This is a genomic window from Spiroplasma endosymbiont of Aspidapion aeneum (genome assembly GCF_964031045.1).
Taxonomy (GTDB): Bacteria; Bacillota_I; Bacilli_A; order Mycoplasmatales; family Mycoplasmataceae.
The window spans coordinates 1089846-1114100 of record NZ_OZ034994.1 but is presented as its reverse complement, the minus strand read 5'-3'; the positions used below and the strand labels follow the sequence as shown (position 1 = coordinate 1114100).

Annotated in this window: 21 protein-coding genes; 18 read left to right on the top strand and 3 right to left on the bottom strand. The window is 28.0% G+C overall.

What is annotated here, in order from left to right; translation table 4 throughout:
- Positions 1–67: 67 nt before the first annotated feature.
- Positions 68–1003: a 5'-3' exonuclease gene (locus AAHM97_RS04880; RefSeq protein ID WP_342268826.1), complete on the bottom strand. Its 936-nt coding sequence runs from the start codon at positions 1001–1003 to the stop codon at positions 68–70.
- Positions 1004–1012: 9 nt separating this feature from the next.
- The gene (locus AAHM97_RS04875) at positions 1013–1603 is read right to left on the bottom strand and encodes a YigZ family protein (protein WP_342268825.1); all 591 of its coding nucleotides are present in this window, start codon (positions 1601–1603) and stop codon (positions 1013–1015) included.
- Between the two features lie 123 nt (positions 1604–1726).
- On the opposite strand from AAHM97_RS04875, the gene rpmE reads away from it, so the two are divergent.
- The 13 genes from rpmE (at position 1727) to AAHM97_RS04810 (ending at position 17814) form a co-directional block, all read left to right on the top strand.
- Positions 1727–2035 (top strand): 50S ribosomal protein L31, encoded by a 309-nt coding sequence (gene rpmE, locus AAHM97_RS04870; protein WP_342268824.1) that lies wholly within the window; start codon positions 1727–1729, stop codon positions 2033–2035.
- 79 nt (positions 2036–2114) lie between these two features.
- Positions 2115–3941 carry a hypothetical protein gene (locus tag AAHM97_RS04865; protein ID WP_342268823.1) on the top strand — a complete coding sequence of 609 codons (1827 nt, stop codon included), beginning with the start codon at positions 2115–2117 and terminating at the stop codon, positions 3939–3941.
- 4 nt (positions 3942–3945) lie between these two features.
- Complete coding sequence (locus AAHM97_RS04860; protein WP_342268822.1) at positions 3946–4872, top strand: bifunctional oligoribonuclease/PAP phosphatase NrnA; 927 nt, start codon at positions 3946–3948, stop codon at positions 4870–4872.
- Between the two features lie 3 nt (positions 4873–4875).
- Positions 4876–5475, top strand: coding sequence for a thymidine kinase (locus tag AAHM97_RS04855; protein ID WP_342268821.1), 600 nt, complete (start codon positions 4876–4878; stop codon positions 5473–5475).
- A gap of 13 nt (positions 5476–5488) precedes the next feature.
- On the top strand, positions 5489–6571 hold the full coding sequence (prfA, locus tag AAHM97_RS04850) for a peptide chain release factor 1 (RefSeq protein ID WP_342268820.1): 1083 nt from the start codon (positions 5489–5491) through the stop codon (positions 6569–6571).
- Positions 6564–7373: a HemK family protein methyltransferase gene (locus AAHM97_RS04845; protein ID WP_342268819.1), complete on the top strand. Its 810-nt coding sequence runs from the start codon at positions 6564–6566 to the stop codon at positions 7371–7373. The genes prfA and AAHM97_RS04845 overlap by 8 nt, the downstream gene beginning before the upstream one ends.
- The gene (locus tag AAHM97_RS04840; protein ID WP_342268818.1) at positions 7366–7857 is read left to right on the top strand and encodes an L-threonylcarbamoyladenylate synthase; all 492 of its coding nucleotides are present in this window, start codon (positions 7366–7368) and stop codon (positions 7855–7857) included. The genes AAHM97_RS04845 and AAHM97_RS04840 overlap by 8 nt, the downstream gene beginning before the upstream one ends.
- A 332-nt stretch (positions 7858–8189) precedes the next feature.
- Entirely contained in the window at positions 8190–9749 is a 1560-nt protein-coding gene (locus tag AAHM97_RS04835) for a PTS transporter subunit EIIC (protein WP_342268817.1), read from the top strand.
- Between the two features lie 16 nt (positions 9750–9765).
- Positions 9766–10131, top strand: coding sequence for a hypothetical protein (locus AAHM97_RS04830; protein ID WP_342268816.1), 366 nt, complete (start codon positions 9766–9768; stop codon positions 10129–10131).
- Between the two features lie 14 nt (positions 10132–10145).
- Positions 10146–12398 carry a glycosyl hydrolase family 65 protein gene (locus tag AAHM97_RS04825; protein WP_342268815.1) on the top strand — a complete coding sequence of 751 codons (2253 nt, stop codon included), beginning with the start codon at positions 10146–10148 and terminating at the stop codon, positions 12396–12398.
- Complete coding sequence (locus AAHM97_RS04820) at positions 12391–13059, top strand: beta-phosphoglucomutase family hydrolase (RefSeq protein ID WP_342268814.1); 669 nt, start codon at positions 12391–12393, stop codon at positions 13057–13059. The genes AAHM97_RS04825 and AAHM97_RS04820 overlap by 8 nt, the downstream gene beginning before the upstream one ends.
- A gap of 396 nt (positions 13060–13455) precedes the next feature.
- Positions 13456–16098, top strand: a complete 2643-nt coding sequence (locus tag AAHM97_RS04815) for a hypothetical protein (RefSeq protein WP_342268813.1) — start codon at positions 13456–13458, stop codon at positions 16096–16098.
- An 18-nt stretch (positions 16099–16116) separates the two neighbouring features.
- The gene (locus AAHM97_RS04810) at positions 16117–17814 is read left to right on the top strand and encodes a hypothetical protein (RefSeq protein ID WP_342268812.1); all 1698 of its coding nucleotides are present in this window, start codon (positions 16117–16119) and stop codon (positions 17812–17814) included.
- Positions 17815–17934: 120 nt separating this feature from the next.
- Here AAHM97_RS04810 and AAHM97_RS04805 read toward each other — a convergent pair whose 3' ends face one another.
- Positions 17935–19098: a hypothetical protein gene (locus AAHM97_RS04805; protein WP_342268811.1), complete on the bottom strand. Its 1164-nt coding sequence runs from the start codon at positions 19096–19098 to the stop codon at positions 17935–17937.
- A gap of 135 nt (positions 19099–19233) precedes the next feature.
- Here AAHM97_RS04805 and rpsL point away from each other — a divergent pair, with 135 nt between their 5' ends.
- The 5 genes from rpsL to AAHM97_RS04780 all read left to right on the top strand — a co-directional run bounded on the left by rpsL (position 19234) and on the right by AAHM97_RS04780 (position 24211).
- Entirely contained in the window at positions 19234–19653 is a 420-nt protein-coding gene (gene rpsL, locus AAHM97_RS04800) for a 30S ribosomal protein S12 (protein WP_342268810.1), read from the top strand.
- A gap of 36 nt (positions 19654–19689) precedes the next feature.
- Positions 19690–20157, top strand: coding sequence for a 30S ribosomal protein S7 (gene rpsG / locus AAHM97_RS04795; RefSeq protein ID WP_342268809.1), 468 nt, complete (start codon positions 19690–19692; stop codon positions 20155–20157).
- Positions 20158–20178: 21 nt separating this feature from the next.
- The gene (fusA, locus tag AAHM97_RS04790; RefSeq protein ID WP_342268808.1) at positions 20179–22248 is read left to right on the top strand and encodes an elongation factor G; all 2070 of its coding nucleotides are present in this window, start codon (positions 20179–20181) and stop codon (positions 22246–22248) included.
- A gap of 79 nt (positions 22249–22327) precedes the next feature.
- Positions 22328–23515 carry an elongation factor Tu gene (tuf, locus tag AAHM97_RS04785; protein ID WP_342268807.1) on the top strand — a complete coding sequence of 396 codons (1188 nt, stop codon included), beginning with the start codon at positions 22328–22330 and terminating at the stop codon, positions 23513–23515.
- 93 nt (positions 23516–23608) lie between these two features.
- Positions 23609–24211 (top strand): hypothetical protein, encoded by a 603-nt coding sequence (locus AAHM97_RS04780; protein ID WP_342268806.1) that lies wholly within the window; start codon positions 23609–23611, stop codon positions 24209–24211.
- Positions 24212–24255: the final 44 nt, after the last annotated feature.

The window sequence follows — 24255 nt, the reverse complement described above, 5'->3', positions numbered from 1 at the left end:
TTTTGCTTATATTAACTTTTTTAATTAATATATAAGCTTACATATGATAAATGTAAGCTTATTTTTGTTATGTATTAATTGTTAAATCAAATTTTTTAGCCTTTAATTCCTCTATTTTTTCTAAAAACAAAGGTCGAATTTGTTTATCAAGCGCATACATACCATTTTCATTAAGAAAATTAATATATTTTATAAAATTAACATTTAATTTCTTAAAATTAACATTTTCTAATTCAACATCGTTACAAATTGTTGTTAACTTTTTATTCATTATAATTTGATCAATAGCTGAAGATATTTTTGATTTAGCATTACCTGGTAGTTCCTCTATGTTATCTATTATATACTCAACTGAACCATACTCATTTATTAAGGATATAGCTGAAGCATATTTTAGACCTTTTACCCCCCTAATATTATCTGAACTATCACCTAGTAAACTTTTCATATCTGTTATCTGAGGCGGCTCCACACCAAATTCTCTTCTAACATAATCGGGGTCCACTCTTTGGGGAGGTGTTTTCTTATCTTTTTGTACAATAACATTAATATCTTCTGTTACTAATTGAAATAAATCCTTATCATTTGTGAAAACATCAACCTTAAAATTTTCGGAAATTGCCTTTTTTGCAATTGTTGCAATTATGTCCTCACCCTCATATTTCTGTTTATCAAATCATTGGATATTAACCGCTGTTAAAAAGTCTCGCGCAATTTGCATCTGAGGTACCAAATCTAAGGGTGTGTCTTTTCTAGTTGCTTTGTATTTTTCAAATAATTCAGTTCTTCAGCAAGCGCCTGAAATATCAAATGCGACTATTATTGACCAATATTCATTGCTTTTTATCATCTTCAATATCCTTGAAGCAAAAACAAAAACAGAGTTTACCAAATGCCCATCCTTATTTTTTGTTTTAAAACCTTGTTTTAAAGGTCCATAATAACCTCTATGTAATAAATGATATCCATCGATTATAGCAATTTTATTTTTTTTATTTTCCATATTATCTCCTTATTTATTGTAATATTCAACCATAAATAAATTTGAAAACTCTTCTAAAAGATTTGTTTCCATTGGTAATGATATTTCCATTTTACAGTACTTATCAACATATGTCTTTTTAATAATGACAATCTTATTATTTGATAGTATATAATTAACCTTGTTTATATTTTTGATATGAAATTTTATTCTTGCTGTAAGAGTGTTAATTTTATTTTCTAATCGAATATCATTCCCTAATAAATACAAAAAACCTTTTCTATATGCTCTTGATAGAAGAGCTTTACCAAGTTTTTTGCCACCATAGTATCTTTTTACTAAGACAATAACATTTTCAAGGTCCACGGTTTCTATAACGTTGAGTAGTGATTTTCCAGATGTTCCATATGGTTCGCCGTCTTCTTTATATGATAAATATAAATTATCATTTTCGCGATATCTATAAGCGATAACGTTATGGCTAGCCTTATTATCTGTATAATTTGTTATAAAATCTATAAGGTCTACCTTACTTTTTATTTTTTTGACTAATGTAATAAATACTGATTTTTCTATGGTATGCTTAGAAAAATATACGATATCATCGCTTATTATTTTCAAAATTACCACCACTATCAATATAATAATACCAAATTTAATATAAAAAATATGCTTATTTTACAAAAAAATTGATTAATTTATGATACTATATAAAAGCAATAAAGAAAAAAGGAGAAAGATAATATGCCAAGAAAAGACATTCACCCGAAAATTTTCGATGCAAAGTTTATTTGCACTGTTTGTGCAAGTGAATTTTCTGCATTATCTACTAAGTCAGATGAGTTGAGAGTTGATACCTGTGCTAAATGTCATCCATTTTATACTGGTAAACAAAACTTTTCAAACACTGAGGGAAGAGTTGAAAAATTTAAAGAAAAATATGCAAAACAGGCAGCAATAGTAGCAAAGCAAAAAGAATTGAGTGAAATTAAAAAAGCAGAAAATAAAAAGAATGAGAAGCCTAAAAAAGAAAAATCACAAATTATTCTTTAGATAATTGAAAATTGCCAAGAATTATTCTTGTCTTTTTGTATTTCTAAGGAGTAATTTCTTTTTATTATAGGGAGAATTTATGTCATTTAAAACAGATAAGATCATCATTAAAAACAAAAAAATTGAGGAACAACTTGATTTTAATGTCGAAAATAAGGAAATTGTTAATGTTTTTTATAACTACAAATCCGATTCTAAATGACTAATTAAATTTTTAAAGGGAAAAAATAAAACAATCATTTCTGGTGATATTCTTATCAATGATGATGTTGCTCTTGACAAATATTGAATAAAAAAAAGAAATGCATTTATAAAAAAGGAAATATTCACAAAGATATTAAACGCAAAGTACTGAATGTTTTTTTGCTTATTTTTTAACCACGATTTTTATTTATATGTCAAGGAAGATTATATTATAAGAAGATATAAGTATTTAAATTATTTAAAAGCAAATGGTTCACAAACCAGTATCAATTTGCGTGATAGTATTAATAAATTGGTGAGCGAGTTTGTTGATTCTAGCATTAAAATTGAAAAAAAATGACTTCAGGAATATCTAGATTACATTTGTAAGTTTAATAACATACAAATTGATAAACAAAAGTATAAACAAGAATTTAAAAATATTCTAAAAGATTTTTACCAAACAAAAGAGTCTATATTAAACCTTACCATTGAGGAGCGATTTCATCAAAGTGTATGGGATAAGGTTTATCATTTGTTAGATCTAAATTCTAGTTGTATGTGCGAATATAATATAACAAAGTCAAAAAACAAAGATTTTAAAAAAATTAGAAAACACTTAAAATTTAGAGAACAAGAATATGTGGTCAGAGAGGTTCTAAGCTTATTGGACCTAAAAATTAGATTAATTAAAAGAAAAATTTTAAAAACTAAAAGAGAGTTAAAAAACATTAAAATACTATTATCGAATTCATTAAAAAATATAGACAAAAATTTAACAATTAAAAAATTATTTAAAATATTAAGTGACTGAACTATTTTATCAAAGGACCAAAGATATGAATTTACAAAAAAACAAGACAAAATAATAGTTGAAACTTTACAAAGTGAGGGGGATATTTTAAAAGGAAAAGTAATAGAGTTAATTCATTCATACCACAAAGATATAATAGCAGACGATATTACCTACATTGACCAAGAATATTTTAAAATTGAAAAACAAGAACTTAGTAAAAAATATAATACCATTTCTTTAAAAATTTGAGAATGAGTAAATAAACAATGCGATACCTACGGCATAATTATTAATAATTTATCTTTTGATATAAAAGGGATAAATTCTATATTTATGTCACTATTAAAATCTATCTTCTTAAAGAAGAAAAATCTATTTCTTATTAATGTATTAAGCATGCTTAATATAAGGGAAAAAAGATATTTCTTTGATGTTCTAAACAATATTATTCGCTTGAATGATTCAATATCAATTATTATAATTGATAGCAATTTTGAAAATATTTATAATCTTGATAAAGATGTTTATTTAGTTAAAGAGCAAAAGATTTTAAAAATTCAGGGAAAAGAATTACTTTCTAAAAACATTAAGATATTTAAAAATACAAATAATTTAAAAATTATAAAAGAAAATGGTAGTTTATTTATAAATAATCAAAAAATAAAATTTAACCTTGAAGGTTTGTTTGAAGGAGAGAATGACATATTTATAAATCCTTTTGAATTAACAAAGTCTACCGATTCATTTTACAAATTTAATATTAAGGTTAATGATAACAAAAATTGTATTGATCCAAACCTAATTGAAGGTGAAGATGAATTTGGCAACAAGTTTCTATTTTACTCAAAAGATAAATACAAGAAAAATGAAAGAGTTAAACTATATCTTAGACCAAAATCAATTATAATAGAAGAAAATGGCGGTTAGCAATATGAAAACAAACGATTTACTAGATGTATTAATAAAAAAATATAATAATATTGTTATTGCTAAACATGTTTCGCCTGATTGAGATGCTTTTGGAAGTGCTTATGGACTCAAAGAAATTATAATCGATAATTATAAAAATAAGAAGGTTTATGTTGTTGGAGAACAATGCGATGGAATTGTAAGTGATTTTAAAATAAGTGATATTTCAGAATTTTTATTGATAACTGTTGATTTGGCAAATATTGGCAGAATTGATTTCCCCCATTATAGAGATGCAAAATCTATATTTAAGATTGATCACCATCAAGAGGATGATAATTTTGCAGGTGATAATAAATTGGTTGATCATACCGCCATTGCTTGTACGCAGGTTATTACTCTTTGGGCAAAGAAAAACAATTTTACAATTTCTACAAAAGCTGCATATTATCTTTATAAAGGTTTAATAACCGATTCGGGAAGGTTTTTGTTTAAAAATGTTAATGAGGATACTTTTGAAGTAGCTAAGATTCTAATTGGAACCGGAATAAAGATAAATGAAATTTATGATGAACTGTATTTACAACGCCTAAACGTTGTTAAATTTAAACAAAAGATGTTTTCAAAATCTAAATACTTTATGGATAATAAAATTGCATATATTATTTTAAGAAAAAAAAATTTTAAAGGACTTACAGAAGAAAGAGCAAAAACATGTTTAAATACATTGTCATCTATTAAGGAAATTAAAGTATGATTTATTGTACACGTAAAAGAAAACAAAATAATAAAAGTATCAATTCGAAGTAGAGATTATAATGTTAACAAAATCGCAACAAAGTGAAACGGCGGAGGTCATATTTTAGCAAGTGGTTTTGAGATTAAAGCATTGTCTGAAATAAAAATTATATTGTCTGAAATAAGAAAATTATTAAGTGAAGGGGTTTAATGTATGAATACAATAAGAAATTTTAATAGCACAGGTTGAATTGAACTTATTACCGGTTGCATGTTTGCTGGAAAAACTGAAGAGTTTATAAAACGCATTCATAGACATAAATTTGCAAAAAACAAAACAATTGTATTCAAACCATTGATTGATACAAGATACTCAGAAAAACATATTATCTCGCATTCTGGTGCTAAATTGGAATGTATTAATGTTGAAAATTCACATAAAATTTTAGATTATTATCATAAAACTGTTAAAAAGGAACCTGTTAAGGTTGTTGGTATTGATGAGGTTCAATTTCTTGATGAGGGAATAGTTGATGTAATTGAAATGCTGGCAAATCAAGGCGTGATTGTTATTGTTAATGGCTTAGATAAGGATTTTAGGTCCAATCCCTTTAAGAATGTAGATAAGCTTCTAAGTAGTGCAGAAGTTGTTGATAAACTACTTGCCGTTTGTTTTCAATGTGGTGCTGATGCAAATAGAACACAAAGAATAGTTAACGGTGTACCAGCAAAATCTGATGAGCCAACAATTTTAATTTCAGGAAATGAAAAATATGAGGCTCGATGTCGTAAATGTTATATCAGACCAGAATAGTTAGGAGTAAGATATGAATCAAAAAACAAGAGAAGCGCTCGAGTTAGTTAAAAGACGTTGTGAACAAATTGACCAATCATTACTTAATGAAGATGTAATGACTGATATAAAAAAGGTTATGCAATTTAATAAGGAAAGATCTAATCTTACTGGGCTTTATGATGTATATCAAGAATTTTTATTAACAGAAAATAGCATTAATGATGCTAGAGATTTGCTTGAAAATGAAAAAGACCCGGAAATGAGAGAATTTGCTAAAATTCAACTCGAAGAATCAAATCATCGATTAACCGAGATTGAGAAGGAAATTGAGTTGTTATTGGTCCCCAAAGACCCAAATGATGAAAAAAACGTGATTATAGAAATTAGGGGTGCCGCTGGTGGAGATGAGGCAAATATATTTGCGGGTGATTTATATAGAATGTATATGAGATACGCAGAAAAAAATAATTGAAAAATAAAAACGATGGCCGAAAATATTTCTGAGGCTGGAGGTTATAGTTTAGTATCATTTATAATTAAAGGCAATAAGGTTTTTTCAAAAATGAAGTTTGAGGCCGGTGCACATCGAGTTCAAAGAGTACCAAAAACTGAATCTAAAGGGAGAATCCAAACGTCTACCGCTACTGTTGTTGTGCTCCCCGAAGTAAGTGATGTTGAAGTAATTATTAAGCAATCTGATTTGAGAATTGATACATATAGAGCTTCTGGAGCTGGCGGTCAGCATGTTAATACAACAGACTCAGCTGTTAGAGTCACTCATATACCTACAGGAATTGTTTCTTCATCACAAGATGGTAGAAGTCAACACGATAATAAAGATATTGCAATGACAATGTTAAGAGCTAAAATTTATGAGGCAGAACTCGAGAAAAAAAGAGAAGCAGAGAGTAAGTTAAGAAAATCTGCTGGTAGTGGGGATAGAAGTGAAAAAATAAGAACATATAATTTTCCAGATAATCGTGTAACCGATCACAGAATTGGTATGAGCATCAACAAATTAGATAGATTTTTGGAAGGTGATATGGAAGAAATAATTTCTGAGCTTTTAAATAATGAAAAGAAAGAAAAGATAAGTGAACAATTTGATGAGTAGATACCACGAAATTGAGTCTAAATATTTATTAAAATTTAGAAATAGACATGATTTTAATTCTGTTATTTCATTTTTAAATGACAAAATTTTTATCACAAAGGATGATATGATTTTTAATGAGAATGATGAGAGAATAATTTCTCATATATTAAAGAGATATAATAATAATGAACCATTGCCATATATTTTAAGGAGAGTTTTTTTTTATAAATCATACTTCAATATTAAAAAGGGTGTTTTTATACCCAGACAAGATAGTGAGGCAATGATAGAGGATATAATAACAAATAATAAACCAGAAAAGGTTTGTGAATTTTTTTGCGGTAGTGGAGCACTTGGTTTATCAGTACTCAATAATGTTCAATTAAAAAAATTAGAATTAATTGATATTTGTAAAAAAGCTCTTAAATGTGCAAAGAGTAATATTAAAGAAGGTAATGTTTTAGTTTTGCGTGGATATTTTGAAAAGTTAATAATTACCAAGTCTAAAAATTTTGATTTAATTATTTTAAACCCGCCTTATATTGATATTAATGACATTAATGTTTCTCAATCTGTAAAAGAGTGGGAACCACATAAAGCAATATTTTCCAAAGATAACGGTTTATATTATTTCAATATTTTATTTTCTAAAATTAGTGAATGTTTCTCATTAAATAAAAAACTAAAGATTTATTGTGAGTTTGGTTATCGGCAAAAAAACGATATTTCAAAAATGGTTCCGCACGATATAAAGGTTACCTACAAAAAAGATTATCAAAAAAACTGAAGATATTTTATTTTGGAGAGTAAAAATGATTAAAAAAGCAATCTCTAAATTAAAGGCCAATGAAGCAGTAATTATCCCAACAGATACAATTTACGGGATCTCAATGTTATATTCTGATAAAAATATGACACACATTAATAGACTAAAAAAAAGGCGGGAAAATCAAGAGTTAATAGTATTGTTTACAAGATTTAGGCAAATAAAAAATATTGTAGTTATAAATAAATATAGCAAAAAGTTTATAAAATCCAATCATAAAACAACCGTAATTTTAAAAGGAGTAACCAAAAGTAATGTTTCAGTTAGAATTATTAGGGATGGAATTATAAAGAGGATAATAAAAAAAACTGGGCCTATCTATTCATCAAGTGCAAATATATCAAGTCAACCATATCTTGAAGATATAGATTTATTTTATTCTATTGTTGGCAATGATAATGTTTTTTATATAGGAGCATTAAATAGTGTCCCAAGTAAAATTTATGATTACAATAAAAAATCATATTATCGAAATTAATAATCTCAAACAAAATCTAAACATTAAATGTTTAGATTTTTTGTTATTCTGAATAAGAATTTTTATTTTTCCTATATAATAGATAAAATCACTTGTAATATATTTATTATTTGTAATAATAAAAGTAGAAAGGAAGTTATAAATAATTAGATTAGAAGATATTTGTTGAAAAGACATAATAGCTTATAAGTTTAATTTTTAACTACCACATTTTTAATTTAAATAAAAATATTATAGGAAAATATTTTCATATAATAGTTACAATATATTCTTTATTCAAATATCTACTAAGAGTAATATTACTATTTACTATTTATATCGGAGAATTTATTATGTCAAAAAATAATAATCAGATAAATCACATACCAGATATTAATATTTGATGTGAAACTTTAGTTAAATCTCTTGGTGGAAAAGATAATGTTATTTCTGTTGCACATTGTTTGACAAGACTTAGATTTGTTTTAAAAGATAATACACTATTACAAATTGCTGAAATAGACAAATTAGAACTTGTTAAGGGGACATTTAAAGCGTCCGGACAATTTCAAGTCATTATAGGACCAGAGGTTCCAAAAATATATGAAAAATTTGTTGCAATAACCGGGATAAGTTCATCAACGAAAAGTGAGGCAAAACAACAAGCAAATGACCAACATGGTAATTTATTTCTTAGAGGAATGAATTTTCTAGGTGAAATTTTCATTCCAATTATACCCGTACTTGTTGCAGGTGGTATAATATTAGGCTTTAGAAATATTCTTGAGGCTGATTATAACGGATATGTAATTACAAAGCATAGTCAATTTTGTAATGGATTAGATGCGTTTTTATGAATACCAGCACAAGTTTGTTTTTGGTGATTACCAGTGCATATTTGCTGAAGTATTTTTAAAAAAATGGATGGAGACGAGGTTCTTGGGATTGTGATAGGACTTTGTTTATTGGTCCCACCATTAATAAGTACCTTTGATTCATTGGGAAGTAATAATGGTATATGAATATGGGATATTGTGGGTAATCTACAATCAAAAGGTACTGAGGCAGCATTTGACTTCGGATTTATGAAATATCCTTGAAAAATTCAATATACAGCACAAGTAATTCCAGCATTTGCAATTGGAATTATTGGAGTATATATAAATAGATGGATAAAAGATAAATCTCCAGCTTACCTTAGTCAGATATTAGTTCCACTAGTGACAATTATACCAACATATATTTTAGCAATGTTTATTATAGGACCAATTGGCTATGTAATAGCCTCTGCTATCGGATATGCTGTGTCCTGATCATTCACAAATTCTGTTGCAAAATACTTCTTTGCATTTATTATTGGACTTTTATATGCACCAATAGTATTAACTGGAACGCATCATTTATTTAATGCAATCTTTATACAAGACACAATTCAAAATGGTGGTAACTTCTTGTTCATAGGAACGTGTGGACAAGCAATTGCACAAGGTTCTGCTGTACTTGGTTATATAATTTGCAATAAAGATGACCCAAGAGCAAAAGATGTTGGTGTGCCAGCGGTAATTTCTGCCTATTTGGGTGTAACCGAACCTGCAATGTACGGAATTAATTTAAAACATATGTATCCATTTGTGGGAGCGTGTGTAGGTTCAAGTGTAGCCTTAGAAATTGCTGTAATTTCTGGTACTAGTTCTTATAACTCTGGAAATGGAGCTTGACTTGGTATCTTAAATGTTCAGGTGAAATCAAAAATTCCTGGTGTAACAACATGAATTGGAACCGGATATACATGATTTATGATTTCAATGGTGGCAGCCGCGGCAATTTCAATATTCTTAACAATGGCTCTTTCTAAAATTGATTATTTTAAAAAATTCAATTTAGATCTTAAAGCGGCAGAATTATTAAAATAAAATAAAAGGATCTTTTGTGAGTAAACAGACTAATAGAGAAAAAACAAAATTTATATTAGATTCAAGTGTAGCAATTGCTTGGGTATCGTTAATATGTTACATCCTGGTAATTGCATACATTGGAACAGAACATAGATTTTTCTTATGACAATTATTTATAATTGTGGTTTTTCTTCAAGCATTCATATCATCTACTTACACTTGATTTATAAAAACTAAAATTAATATCTATACAAAGAACACATCAAATAAAGAGTACTTATTATTATTTATAATTGTAATTTCAAATGTGCTGACATTAAATTTATTTTTATTGCTTTATGGTATATTTGCATATAAAAAAATTGTACAAAATAGTAGAACAAGAGATATATTGTTTTAGGAATAAGGTGAAATATGAAAACAATTAAAAAAACAGAATTCAATAAAAATTCATATGTAATCGATGAATCAATTTATACACTAACAAATGGGTATATAGGAATGCGCGGAAGCTTTGAGGAAGGAATTGAAAAAAATATTGAGTCTATACCTGGAACTTATATTAATGCATTTTATGAATTAATTGATATTACGTATGCTGCAAAGTACACGGGTTATCCTGATTTATATCAAAGAATGATGCCTGTTGTTGATATACAAAAAATTGAGATTTACATAGACGGCGAAAGATTTATATTTAAAATTGACAATATTTCAAATTATAATATGACATATGACCTTGAGACAGCGGAAATTATTAGGTCATATACTTTCTCATGTTTTAAAAAAAATGATATATCTTTCACATTTAAAAAAATAATCTCATTTAGAAATTATGAAATGTTTTATCAAGATATAAATATTAATACAAATTTTGATAAAAATCATAAAATTAAAATTGAATTTCCGTTACATTACAAGGATATAGAGGGAGATCGAGAAATTCCAAATGATATTTCTTCAAGTTTTTCCCAATTTTTTAATATTGATAATGAAGAATGCAATGCTAATACTCAGTCAATTGTATATAAAACAAAAAAATCTAAATCAAAATATTTGTTCTTTAGTACTGTGGAGGGTTTGGAACAATTAAAAAATATTTCAAGTGATCATTTAATTTATGAAGGTGAAATATCGAAATCACCAATCAAATTTATTAAAAAAAACGTGTTGTATGATGAAAAGTATCAAAAAATAGAATTCAAAAATAAACAAAAAATATTAAATAAAATAAAAACATATTCATATGAGCAACTTAAAAATGACAATAAAAAAATTATAACTGAATTTTGAGATATAGCAGATACCAGGTTAGTGACTGAGGACCCCAAAATAGAGTTATACAATAACTATAATATGTTTCAAGTTTTTGCAAACTCTGGTAAACTTCCTTGAACAAGCACACCCGCAAAAGGATTAAGTGGAGAGGGATATGGAGGTCACTATTTTTGAGATACTGAAATATATTTAATCAATCCACTAAATTTGATTAATCCCAAGTTAGCAAAGCAGTTATTGCTTTTTAGATTTAATACTCTAGCAGCCGCAAAAAAAATAGCCAACACTTTAGGCCACCAGGGTGCAATGTATCCTTGAAGAACAATAAATGGTAATGAAACTAGCACATATTATCCAGCGGGGACAGCACAATATCATATAAATGGAGATATAGTATATGCATTTGTTAATTACTATAAAATAACAAAAGATAATGATTTTCTATTTAAATATGCTTTTGATGTTATTATTGAAACTGCTAAAATGTGACTTGATAAAGTTTCAATAATAAATGGTGTAGGTCATATTAATTCTGTTACCGGACCTGATGAATATCAAATAATAGTAAATGACGATTTTTACACAAATTGTATTGCTAAATACAATTTAGAGTGGGCACATAAGGTATGCAGGTTGTTAGAGAAACATGATGTTGATATGTATTTGAAAAAGAAAAAAGAACTTAATCTTGATGAAAATATAATTAAGGAATTTAAAAATTGTTCAAATAGCATTTGTATATTATACAATAACGAATTAAAGATAAACCCACAACATGACAATTTTCTTAAAAGAAAAGTGGTTAAGTTATCTGATTATGATAATATGAGGCCCCTATTAAGAACGATGCATCCGATAGCAATAAACTCATTACAGATTTGTAAACAAGCTGATGTTGTGCTAGCATATATGATGCACCCGAAAATTGTAAGTAAAGATATAATGATAAAAAGCTTAAGATACTATGAAAATATAGATACAGCAGATTCTTCATTATCAAAATCTATATATTCTATTATGAAGGCTAGACTTTCTATTGATGACTTTGGTATTCAAGATTTTATTAAAAATATTTATTTAGATATTGAGAACACACACAAAAATACACATCGTGGTCTTCATATGGCAAGTATGGGTGGCACAAGAATGTTTATAATTTATGGTCTGTTAGGACTATCGATTGAGGATGATTGAATAGAGATTGACCCAAAGGTAAATGATGTAATTAAAGGTTTTCAAGTAAAAATTTGCTATAGAGATGATGTTTTGGAATTTGATATTACAAATAATAAAATTACTATTAGAAATCTTACAAATAAAAATGATATTTTAATAAAATATAAGGAAAAGGATTATCACATCATATCCGAGGTGAAAATTAATGTCTAAACCAAAATTATTTATATTTGATTGTGATGGAGTCATTTCCGAAACTGCAGAATTACACTATTTAGCATGAAAAAAAATGATGAAAATTTTTAATGTGGATTTACCATTTTTGTATTTAGATAAGTTTAGAGGTGTAAGCAGACCTGAGTGCTTGCAAATATTAAAAAAAGAATTTTCGGAAATAAACTTCGATGTATATAACGACGATTATTTACTTAATTATAAAAATAGCGCATACTTAGAAGAAATAAATAACGGTAAAGCAAAAATTTATTATAATACTATAAACATTATTAAGAAAGCTAGAAAAGATAATATATTAATTGGACTAGCTTCAATTAGTAGAAATTCAAAATTAATTTTAAAAAATGTAAAAATCTTAAAATATTTTGATTATGTGGTTAATCCTAAATTAATAAAGAATTCAAAGCCAGATCCGGAAATATTTCTCAAAGTTGCTTTAGAATTAAATATTTTACCAACTGATTGTATAGCTTTTGAGGATGCTTTAGTTGGTGTTCAATCAATAAAATCAGCAGGTATGTTTTGTGTGGGTATTGGAGATAAAAATTATTTAAATATGGCAGAAATTGTATTCGCCACTCCAGAAAATATGAATTATGACCAAATCATAAATTTATTTAATAATATTAATAAGTAAAATTTTATTTATATAAATTTAGCTTTTCAAAACAAAATTTAGTTAATTCTCTAACAAAATGAAGGGCGCTAATTGTACTGGAGATTTCAATCAGGATACAATTAGTGTTTTTCATTATTTAATTAAAAAATTTAATTTGTTATTAAAATAATAATATTATAAATATCATTTAATATTAGTATTTAATAATTATCGTTTATAAAATAAGTTTTTTTATCTTAGCGTTTTTTATATCACCATCGATAATCATTTGTTTAATATTTAGGATATCAAATCTAAATATGCTCGTAATACAGTAATGTTTATATTTTGCAAGCAACTATATTTTTGAATTTTTTATGGGTGCATTGAAAAAAAATTCAATATATGATATAATAGTAAAAATGAGGTGTAATTATGAATCTTCACTTAAATCCATTTGAAAAGGCTAAGTTAGCAAAAGAGGAAGAAAAACGCAAAGAGATTGAAAAACTTAATGAAGAGGTTCAATTAAAAAAAATGCTAGATAAACTTAAGGAAATAAGTTCGCAAGAAAAGAAAGATAAAATAGGTGCTGGGAGTGCCCAAGTTTTAGCTCGCAGTTCTTTTAACGGACTTCTTAGTGATGATAAAAAAGTCGAAAAGGTAGAGCCCAAACGCTTTGCGGTTCCCAAGGCTTTTATTGATACAAACGAAAACCCTGATTTTTATATAGATGAAAGTAAGGCAAAATGAGATGAGCATGACTATTTAATGAATCAATCCGATGCTGGGTCATTAACTGACGAGCATAATAGAATTGTAGATGAAATAAGAAACGTACAGGCTTCATCTAATTTTGAGGATATGAATGAATTATTTAAAAATAACCCTGTTCAAAAAAAAATAAATGATAATATAGATTATAGAAAACATATGGACCAAGATGATGAAGAAAGCTCTATTTTTTTACAAGGAATCATAGATAGTGAAATTCAAAATAATTTTAAACACGGTAAGGAAGATGAGGATAAGCAAATGGAAGACTTTGGAAGAAAAAAAAACATAAATAACATTGGTGAAGAATTATCTGCTGATGAGGAATTCACAGAATTAACAAGTAATCTTAAAAATGATGAGATTAATATTGATGAAGATACTAATTCAAAACAAAATTTAACAGAGCAATGAGAAGATAGTTTGGGAGAAAGGGTTAATCGAAAATTTAATGACGTAGATTTTAATAACAATAGTTATTTAGAAAGAGAAAAACCCGCATCTATGGATGAACTTTTAAGCATTGCAAAAAAAGAGTCATCTAAAATTGGCGGCAGTGCAAATATTAAAAATTACCAAAATTCATCAGATAATGGATTTGATTATAATAAGCAAGCTTTTGGTAAGTTTGGTGATGATTCGCTATATAATAGTTCTAATGATTTTGTTACTAAAACAATTCAAAAAGATGATATAACTGCTTCGGTAGATGATGTTATGGATTTTTTCTCGGTTAATCCAAATGATATGTCATTCGCTCTTAATATAATTAGGGGCACCGAATTTGGTGAGGAAAAATTAACTACAAGGGAAGGTTTGCTAGAAAAAATAAAAGAAGACCCAAAGTTACAGCAAGTGCTTGGTATAATCGGTAGTAAGCAATATTTGTCACAAGCATATTTTGATCTAAAGAAACAAATATCAAACTCGAATATTATTCATTTAAATATGAGAAAAACTTTTATGTATAGTTCCCCCATATTATTTTTAACAAAACATTTTATAAGTCAACTCCCAGAAATCAATACAGATGATAAAAAAATATTATGAAAAAGATGTGCAAACCTGCTTTCTGCAACTAAATTTTCCGCAACTAAATACTCAGAGGAAATTATTTTTGATAAAGAATTGGCAATAACTGATCCAATTACAAATATTAAAAGAGAATTTACCAAAGTTTTAAATGCTTATGATTTAGGTGAAGAAAGATTTGTTATTATTATTGACGAAATAAGAGGGATTGACGATGAGCAATTTCTAAATTGTATTTCATATCTAACATTAGTATTTGAAAATTTAACAAACTTTAAATTAGTTTTTGAAATAGAAACTACATTTATAAAAATAAATGCCGCTTCAACAAAAATGAAATTAGGATTAGCAATGATAGATTTCTTTACAGCTGAAAATAAGTTACTACTGTCACAACCGAAAAATGATGATTTTTATAGTTCGTTAAATCAAACTTATAATAGACGCCCAAATGTTGGAAGAGATAATGAAATAATTAAATCTCAATTAAAACCGAAATTTTCATTTGAAGATGAAGAAACAAATTATAATCAAGGTTTTATTAATGATTTAGAAATACAAACTAGAAAAAATGACTCAGTTAGCAGTTTAAAACCAAAAACACAGAAAATCGAAGATGTTCTCTCAGATAAAAACGATTTAGATGAGGTATATACAGACTATTACAGTGAGGATTTGGATGATAAAAGTGCAGAGTATTATGATGATACCTATGAGGAAATTGAAAAAAAACAGTCTAAAATTTTAACAAGAACAAGTGATAAATCCTCTGAAATTAAACCAATAAGAACATCTGCTGCTGCCCAAAAACATAATTTCGAAAGCCGAACATTAGATTTTTCTAAAACAAATAAAAAGGTTGATCCAAATGAAGTAAGACACGCCGGGAGGCTAACATTGAATAATTCACAGGAAGGCGAAAACAATAGAAGATTAATGGGTCAAGGAGATGTTAATGAAAACGATTCAAATTCTAATCAAATGATTCGTGATGGAAATGGCTATAAATTTAAAAGAAAAAAATATACATCAAGTTTAGTAAAAGATGTTAATAATTTAGGTCTAGATCAGATAGATAAAATAGCAAGTGGAACAAATGATTTTTTTGATGAAAGAATCGGAACAATAAATATAAAGTCTAATTTGGCAAGAAAAAGAAGTGCGTTAATGAGACAACAAGAAGGAGTTGGAGGACTTGATAAAAAAGCAATAAGAACAGAACATGAAGAGGATTATACAAGATATATTAAAGGGGGAAATAGAAACAGATAGTGGACACAAGGTGATATTATGGGTAAACTTGATTACCGAGGTATGGAAACAAAATTAAAAAAAGATTTAAAAAAAGTTAATATGACCGCAAAGGAGTTAGAAAAAATGAGCTTTGAAAAACCGCATTATGATGAAAAATTATTCAACGTAAGACAAAGAAAAATATTTAAAAAAATGATGAAACTTAGGCTACCGCTTGTTAGGGAACTTGTCAAGATGAGATCTCTCACAAAATATAAAAGTGAAAAGAAGTTAAAAAAGCAAATTAATTTATATAATCAGAAATCACTTAGTGTTAACGAAATGGCAAAGTTTCTGGGAATTTATGAAAATTTTAAAATTGAACCAATAAATTATGATATTCTTATTTCTGATAAAACACAAATAACTGAGTATGTTGAACATAATGATGAAACTGACGTTAATGTTACAAATGATAATAAATCATCTTTATTTAATTTTGATACAGCAACAAAAATAGAAAAAGAAATAACTAAAAATTCTATTGAAGATATGATAGATGGAATGTTAGATAATAAATTAATTAATAAGGAAAATGCAAATGATCTTTCGAACATACCTAATCATGAATCTGGTAATGATAATTTGGTTAATAAAGATACTGATTATGTAGATTTTTTTTCAAACTTATTTGAATCAACTAATGGTAAAAATGATGAAAAAACTAATGTAAGTAGTTCTATTTTATTTGAAGAAAACTCTGTACATAATGATATAAATACAAATAATAAGGGAAGTGTTTTAATTAGTAAAACAGATGATGAAGATACAACACATATTAATAGTGACAAAGTTATAATCGAAGAAGATACATCAAACATTACCAATAAAACACAATCTGTAAGCGAAGAAGATACATCAAACATTACCAATAAAACACAATCTGTAAGCGAAGAAGATACATCAAACATTACCAATAATGATCAAAACATAAATAATGAAAATGAGTCATTCGTTGATGAAAACAAAAACCTTTATGAAAGCAAACATAGTGAAAAAATTGATATTAATGATATAGAGTTGCTGGATATTAAACCTGAAGGCGATAATATTGATCTAGAGGAAATTACAGAAATTATAAATGATGTAAAGGTAAAACAAAATGAAAGAATTCTTCAAGCATCAGAGTTAGAAAATTATGATATTAATGCAACTTATGATATTGAAGTTGAAAAAGTTAGTTCTTATGACGGTGAAAAATCAAATATAAATGACATTAAATTTGGTTTTAAAAATAACGTAGATAATAATGAAGTTATGAATAATGAAATAAAATCTACAAGTATGAGTGACATTGATTCTATGATTGTTTCAACACAAAATATTATCAAAAAAATGAAAAAAGAACCTTATAATAGTTTTGAAGATATTGATAAAAGTGAAAGTGATAAAACATTAGAACTTGAAAGAAAAGTTATGTTATTACAAAGAGAAATAGAATTATTGAAAGAAAAAACAAATTCTTACAAAAATGAAGTCAATACATCGACATCTAATAATTATCTAATTAATAATGAAGCTGATGTAGAAAAAATTAAAAATGAATTTGGAGATATAAATAATAAATTAAAAGAACTTGCATTATATATATCCGATTATCAAATAAATACTAGAGTTAAAAAACAAAATGAAGATGAGGAGCAAAGTGTTTATGATAATTTAATTCAGAAATACTTATACAATAATCATGAGTAACTTATTCACAAAAAGAATCATAAAATATTATTTATTGGCTTCTCATTCTTTTTATTTTTATTACAATTAATTTATAATTTGATAAATACTTATTTTCATATTGTGTAATTATTAATATGTCTAATTTAATTTAAATTCATCAAATATATTTTTAAATTGAGATCTAAACTCTCTTTCAATTAATGAAAACTCAATAGATTCCTCCTTTTCCTTAAAAGCAAATATTGCTGTTTTTTTGTCATTGTTCTTTATAACGATAGGGATTAAAAATGAAAAAATAATTGTTATACCAAGCATTCCTGATATAATTTTTTTTGTTGTACTACCACATTTTATTTTAGCGTATATTTTGGCACTTTCAAGACAATATTTATATTTACCAGACTTATTTTTATGTTTCTTAATATATAATTTAAGATATTCAATAAGGTAATAAAGATCATATGCGCTATAGTTGTCAAAAACATTATGATTTGTTGTATTATATTTCTTAATCTTTTCAACTGGTTCTGGTTTAATTTCTGCTTTAAAGATTGGTTTTGTAATTTCTATAACGGGTTGCTCTATAATCTTTTGTTTTTGAGATGCAAAAATATCCACCGATTTTATCTTATCAAATTGGTTGATTTTTTTCACAACAGGTTCATTAATTAGGACAACCTTCTCAGGTACCTTCTCAGTTTTCATTGTAATATTTTCTAACAGCGTTCTAACATCTGTTGTTTTCCTATTAATTTGTTTTTTATTAGATGATTTTAAAGGATCTTTTAAATTTAAATTTAACGGTTTCTTTTCATTTTGATAATCAAATTCCAATTTGCGGCCTTTAGCATAAAAATTGTTATCCATAACATCTTCTATGTTTGAATGAATAAATTCCCCATCATATTTTTTATTAACATCATTTTTTTGTTTTTTTGGCTTCCTTTTTTGAAATACCAAAACAAAATCTCCCTCAACACCTGTGTTAGGATTAGTCTTACTCTGTAAATGAATATCACCATCATTACACATATCAAAAATTATCAATCTAACAGACGGATTTGCTAATATATTATTTGGAAGTTTTGAATAAAGTAGTTCAACACTTATTGACCTATTTTGTTGAACTATATCAGTTATTGTTTCTCTTGTTTGGATATAAGCCTGTGATGTCCTATCTGAAAATGAATTTTCTTGCTTTGAACTTATAGATTTTCTTGCCAGTTCTTTAATTCTACATTTATCAATTCAAGAAGTTAATGCTTTTTCAGTAGATGTGCCAAATATTGTTCCGGATTTCAATTTTTATTATTCCCCTTGAATATTATTTTAACAAATTTTTATGATATTTTAACTATTTTTTACAAAAAAAATATTAAATAAGATATAATAATAAATGACAATCAAAACACCCGGTTTTGTGGAAAGGAGAACACTATGCCTACAATTAATCAGTTAGTTAGAAGACCAAGAAAAGATAAAACTTTTAAAACAAAGGCTCCAGCATTAAATAGAGGAGTTAATAGTCTTAAAAAGAAGGTAACTATGATTTCATCACCTCAAAAAAGAGGTGTTTGTACAAGGGTTGCCACAATGACACCTAAAAAACCCAACTCCGCATTAAGAAAATATGCAAGGGTTAGGCTAACAAATGGGATGGAAGTAACTGCATACATCCCCGGTGAAGGACATAACCTTCAAGAACATAGCGTTGTGTTAATACGTGGAGGAAGAGTTAAAGACTTACCTGGGGTAAGATACCATGTGATACGTGGTACATTAGATACAACAGGGGTAAACGGAAGAATGCAAGCGCGTTCTAGATATGGAACAAAGAGACCTAAGAAGGCAGCATAATTATTAATTAATTTTTTAGAGAAGAAAGGATAAACGATGCGTAAACACCAGGCAGAAAAAAGAGATGTTTTACCAGACCCACTATATAATTCAAAATTGGTAACAAGAGCTATCAACAAAATTATGTTAGATGGGAAAAAAGGCATAGCACAAACTATATTATATGACGCTTTTAATAAGATTAAAGAAAAAACGGGATTAGATCCAAAAGAAGTTTTTGAGAAGGCAATAGATAATATAAAACCGTATTTGGAATTAAAAGTTAGAAGAATTGGGGGAGCTAATTACCAAGTACCAATTGAAGTTTCAAATGAGAGAAAAATTACACTATCATTAAGATGGTTAATTAATTATTCTAGATTAAGAAATGAAAAAGAAATGGTAGATAGATTAGCTAATGAAATCATTGATGCATCAAATGGCATTGGTGGTTCTGTTAAAAAACGTGAAGATATCCATAAAATGGCAGAGGCAAACAAAGCATTTGCTCATTATCGTTGGTAATAAGGGAGAAGTAAATTTTATATGGCAAGAGATTATAGTTTAAAAAATACAAGAAATTTTGGAATTATGGCCCATATTGATGCTGGTAAAACCACTACAACAGAAAGAATACTTTTTCACACTGGAAGAATTCATAAAATTGGTGAAACACATGAAGGTGAATCACAAATGGACTGAATGGCTCAAGAACAAGAGAGAGGGATCACAATTACATCTGCTGCAACAACTGCTTTTTGAAAAGATCACCGATTAAATATAATTGATACTCCGGGCCACGTTGACTTTACGGTTGAGGTTGAAAGATCTCTTAGAGTTTTAGATGGTGCTGTTGCAGTTTTAGATGGGCAAAGCGGAGTGGAGCCTCAAACAGAGACTGTTTGAAGACAAGCGACAAATTATAATGTCCCTAGGGTAGTGTTTGTTAATAAAATGGATAAAACAGGAGCAGATTTTATATTTTCTGTAAAATCTATTGGGACTAGATTAGGAGCAAAAGCAGCACCAATTCAGTTGCCAATTGGAGCAGAAGACAATTTTACAGGAATAATTGATCTTGTCGAAATGAAAGCATATGAATTTGATGGTAAACCAGAAGAAGTGGCCAAAGAGATTCCGATTCCACCGGATTTAAAAAAACAAGCCGAGGAGCTTAGGGCACAGCTTATTGATTCAGCTGTTGAATACGACGAAAAATTAATGGAAAAATATCTTGAAGGAATTGAACTCACTATACCAGAAATTAAACAGGCTATTAGAAAAGGTGTAATTTCCGCAGAATTCTTTCCTGTTCTAGCTGGGAGTGCCTTTAAAAATAAAGGTGTTAAATTACTATTAGATGCTGTCATCGATTATCTACCAACCCCATTAGATATTCCGTCAATAAGAGGTCATTTAATGAACGGCGGGGAAGCTGAGAGACATGCTTCAGATGAAGAACCATTTTCAGCATTAGCATTTAAGATTATGACAGACCAATTTGTTGGTAAATTAACATTCTTTAGAGTTTATTCTGGTGTCCTTGAAAAAGGGAGTTATGTTTACAATGCTACAAAGGATAAAAAAGAGAGAATTGGAAGACTCCTTAAAATGCATGCCAATAATAGAGAAGATGTAGATAAAGTATTTGCAGGTGATATTGCAGCCGCTGTTGGTTTGAAAGACACAACAACCGGAGATACACTTTGTGATGAAAAAAATCAAATAATTCTTGAAAAAATGATATTTCCGGAGCCAGTTATTAGCTTAGCTTTGGAGCCAAAAACAAAGGCTGATCAAGAAAAAATGGGTATTGCCCTGAATAAATTATCAGAAGAGGACCCAACATTTAGAACATTTACTGATGAGGAAACTGGTCAAACTATTATTGCGGGTATGGGAGAGCTACACTTAGATATAATAGTTGATAGAATGAGACGTGAATTTAAGGTTGAAACAAATGTTGGAGCACCACAAGTTTCATACCGTGAAACTATAAAGTTACCTGCTAAAGCTGAGGGTAAATACATCAAACAGTCAGGTGGTCGAGGACAATACGGACATGTTGTTATAAATTTTGAACCAAACCATGATAAGGGTTTTGAATGGGTTGATAAGATTGTCGGTGGTAAGATTACAAAAGAATATATTAACGCTGCAAAACAAGGCCTAATAAACTCACTAGATAACGGAGTGCTTGCTGGGTACCCTATGATTGATGTAAAAGCAACAATTGTTGATGGTTCGATGCATGAGGTAGATTCATCTGAAATGGCATATAAAATTGCAGCATCAATGGCACTCCGAGATGCCGCTAAGAAGACAAACCCTGTTTTATTAGAACCAATAATGTCGGTTGAAGTAACTGTGCCAGATGAATATTATGGTGATGTTATGGGGAATATATCTTCAAAAAGAGGATTAGTTGAGGGTTCCGATGTTAGAGGGAACGCACAAACAATAAGATCTAAAGTGCCACTATCTGAAATGTTTGGTTACGCAACAGAGCTTAGATCATTCACACAAGGTAGAGGAAATTACACAATGATTTTTTCACACTATGCAGAAATGCCTAAAAACCTTTCTGAAGAAATAATCAAAAAAAATGCTAAATAATTTAAAATAATTGAAAAATTCTTTTAAAATAAATTAAAATTATATTGTTACATAAAATAAGAAAAAGGAGAAATTAATTATGGCAAAAGAACAATTTGACCGTAGTTTACCCCATGTTAATATTGGTACAATAGGACATGTTGACCATGGGAAAACTACATTAACTGCTGCAATTACAAAAGTATTGGCAGCGAAAGGAAACGCAGAATTTCAGGATTATGCAGATATTGATAATGCACCTGAAGAAAAAGAGCGTGGTATAACAATTAATACAAGACATGTAGAATACAAAACAGATAAAAGACATTACGCCCACGTGGATTGTCCTGGACATGCTGACTATGTTAAAAATATGATTACTGGTGCAGCTCAAATGGATGGGGCAATATTGGTTGTTGCTGCAACTGATGGACCAATGCCTCAAACAAGAGAACACATCCTTTTATCAAGACAAGTTGGCGTGCCAGCAATAGTTGTTTTTTTGAACAAATGTGATATGGTAGACGATGAAGAACTTATCGAACTAGTTGAAATGGAAGTCAGAGATCTACTTAGCCAATATGAATTTGATGGTGATAATACACCTGTTATCCGTGGTTCAGCATTACAAGCGCTTAACGGTGATGAAAAATGAGGAAAACAAATTGATGAATTAATGGCAGCTGTAGACTCATATATACCAACTCCAAAAAGAGACAAAGAAAAAACATTCTTGATGCCAATCGAAGATGTGTTTACCATTACTGGACGTGGAACTGTGGCAACTGGTAGAGTTGAACGAGGTGTTATTAAGGTAAATGAGGAAGTTGAAATAGTTGGTTTATTAGAATTAAGTAAAAAGGTTGTTGTTACCGGACTAGAAATGTTTAGAAAATTACTTGATTTTGCAGAAGCGGGAGATAATGTTGGTGCACTTTTACGTGGTGTAGATAGATCAGAAATCGAACGTGGACAAGTTTTGGCAAAACCCGGAACTATTAAACCACATACAATCTTGAAGGCTTCTGTTTATGCTCTAACACAAGAAGAAGGAGGGCGTCATAAACCCTTTCTAAATAAATATCGCCCACAGTTTTACTTTAGAACAACAGATGTAACTGGTGAAGTTACATTGCCAAGTGGGGTTGATATGGTTATGCCCGGAGATAATGTTGAACTTGAAATAGCATTAATAAAACCTATTGCCGTTGAACAAGGAACTAAATTTTCTATTCGTGAAGGTGGTAAAACCATTGGTGCTGGAACAGTAACTGAAATTAAAAAATAATTATTAGAAAAATTAAAAGTAACCACAACAAGAGTGAATAATATTCACTCCTCTAATATAAGGGTTACTTTTTTATATTTTTAGGGAAATTATATGTATAATATTTATATGCATGAATTTTATAATATAAGTATACGCAATAGGTTAAATAGTGTTATTAAAGATAAAATTACTATTTCCGTAGATGATATAATGAAAAAAAACCAAATAATTTCTGGTGTGTATTTGTACTATTGCATTTTTGAAAATAATATTTTATTTACCTATGTTGGTGAAAGTCTTGACATTTATAAAAGGTTAAAAAACCATATTTTTAAAATTAAATCTGCAATGGTGGAAAAAATTAAGAACAATCGAATAAACAGAAAATATTTTCAAATTAAGAAATTATTTGAAAAATATCATTTAGATTATAAAGATATAAATTTTATAATTTTAGATGTTGTGGAAGATAAGAATAATCGATATATATCAGAGTCTATTAACATAGTAAGATTATGAGATAAATATAAAAGGCAAGAATCAACAACACTTAATAACTCAAAAAGAAGTATCAAAATGAAATGTTATAATAATAGGGTTAAACTGGTTGTGAATGTAGTAACAATTGATAATCAGTGATGCATATTAGCAAGGCACAATCCTAAATCATTGTGTGATTGTAATATGGTGCTGGGATATATTTCAAAACAATAAGAAAAAAAGTTTTTTTTTTGATAAAATAATACTAATGAATGTAT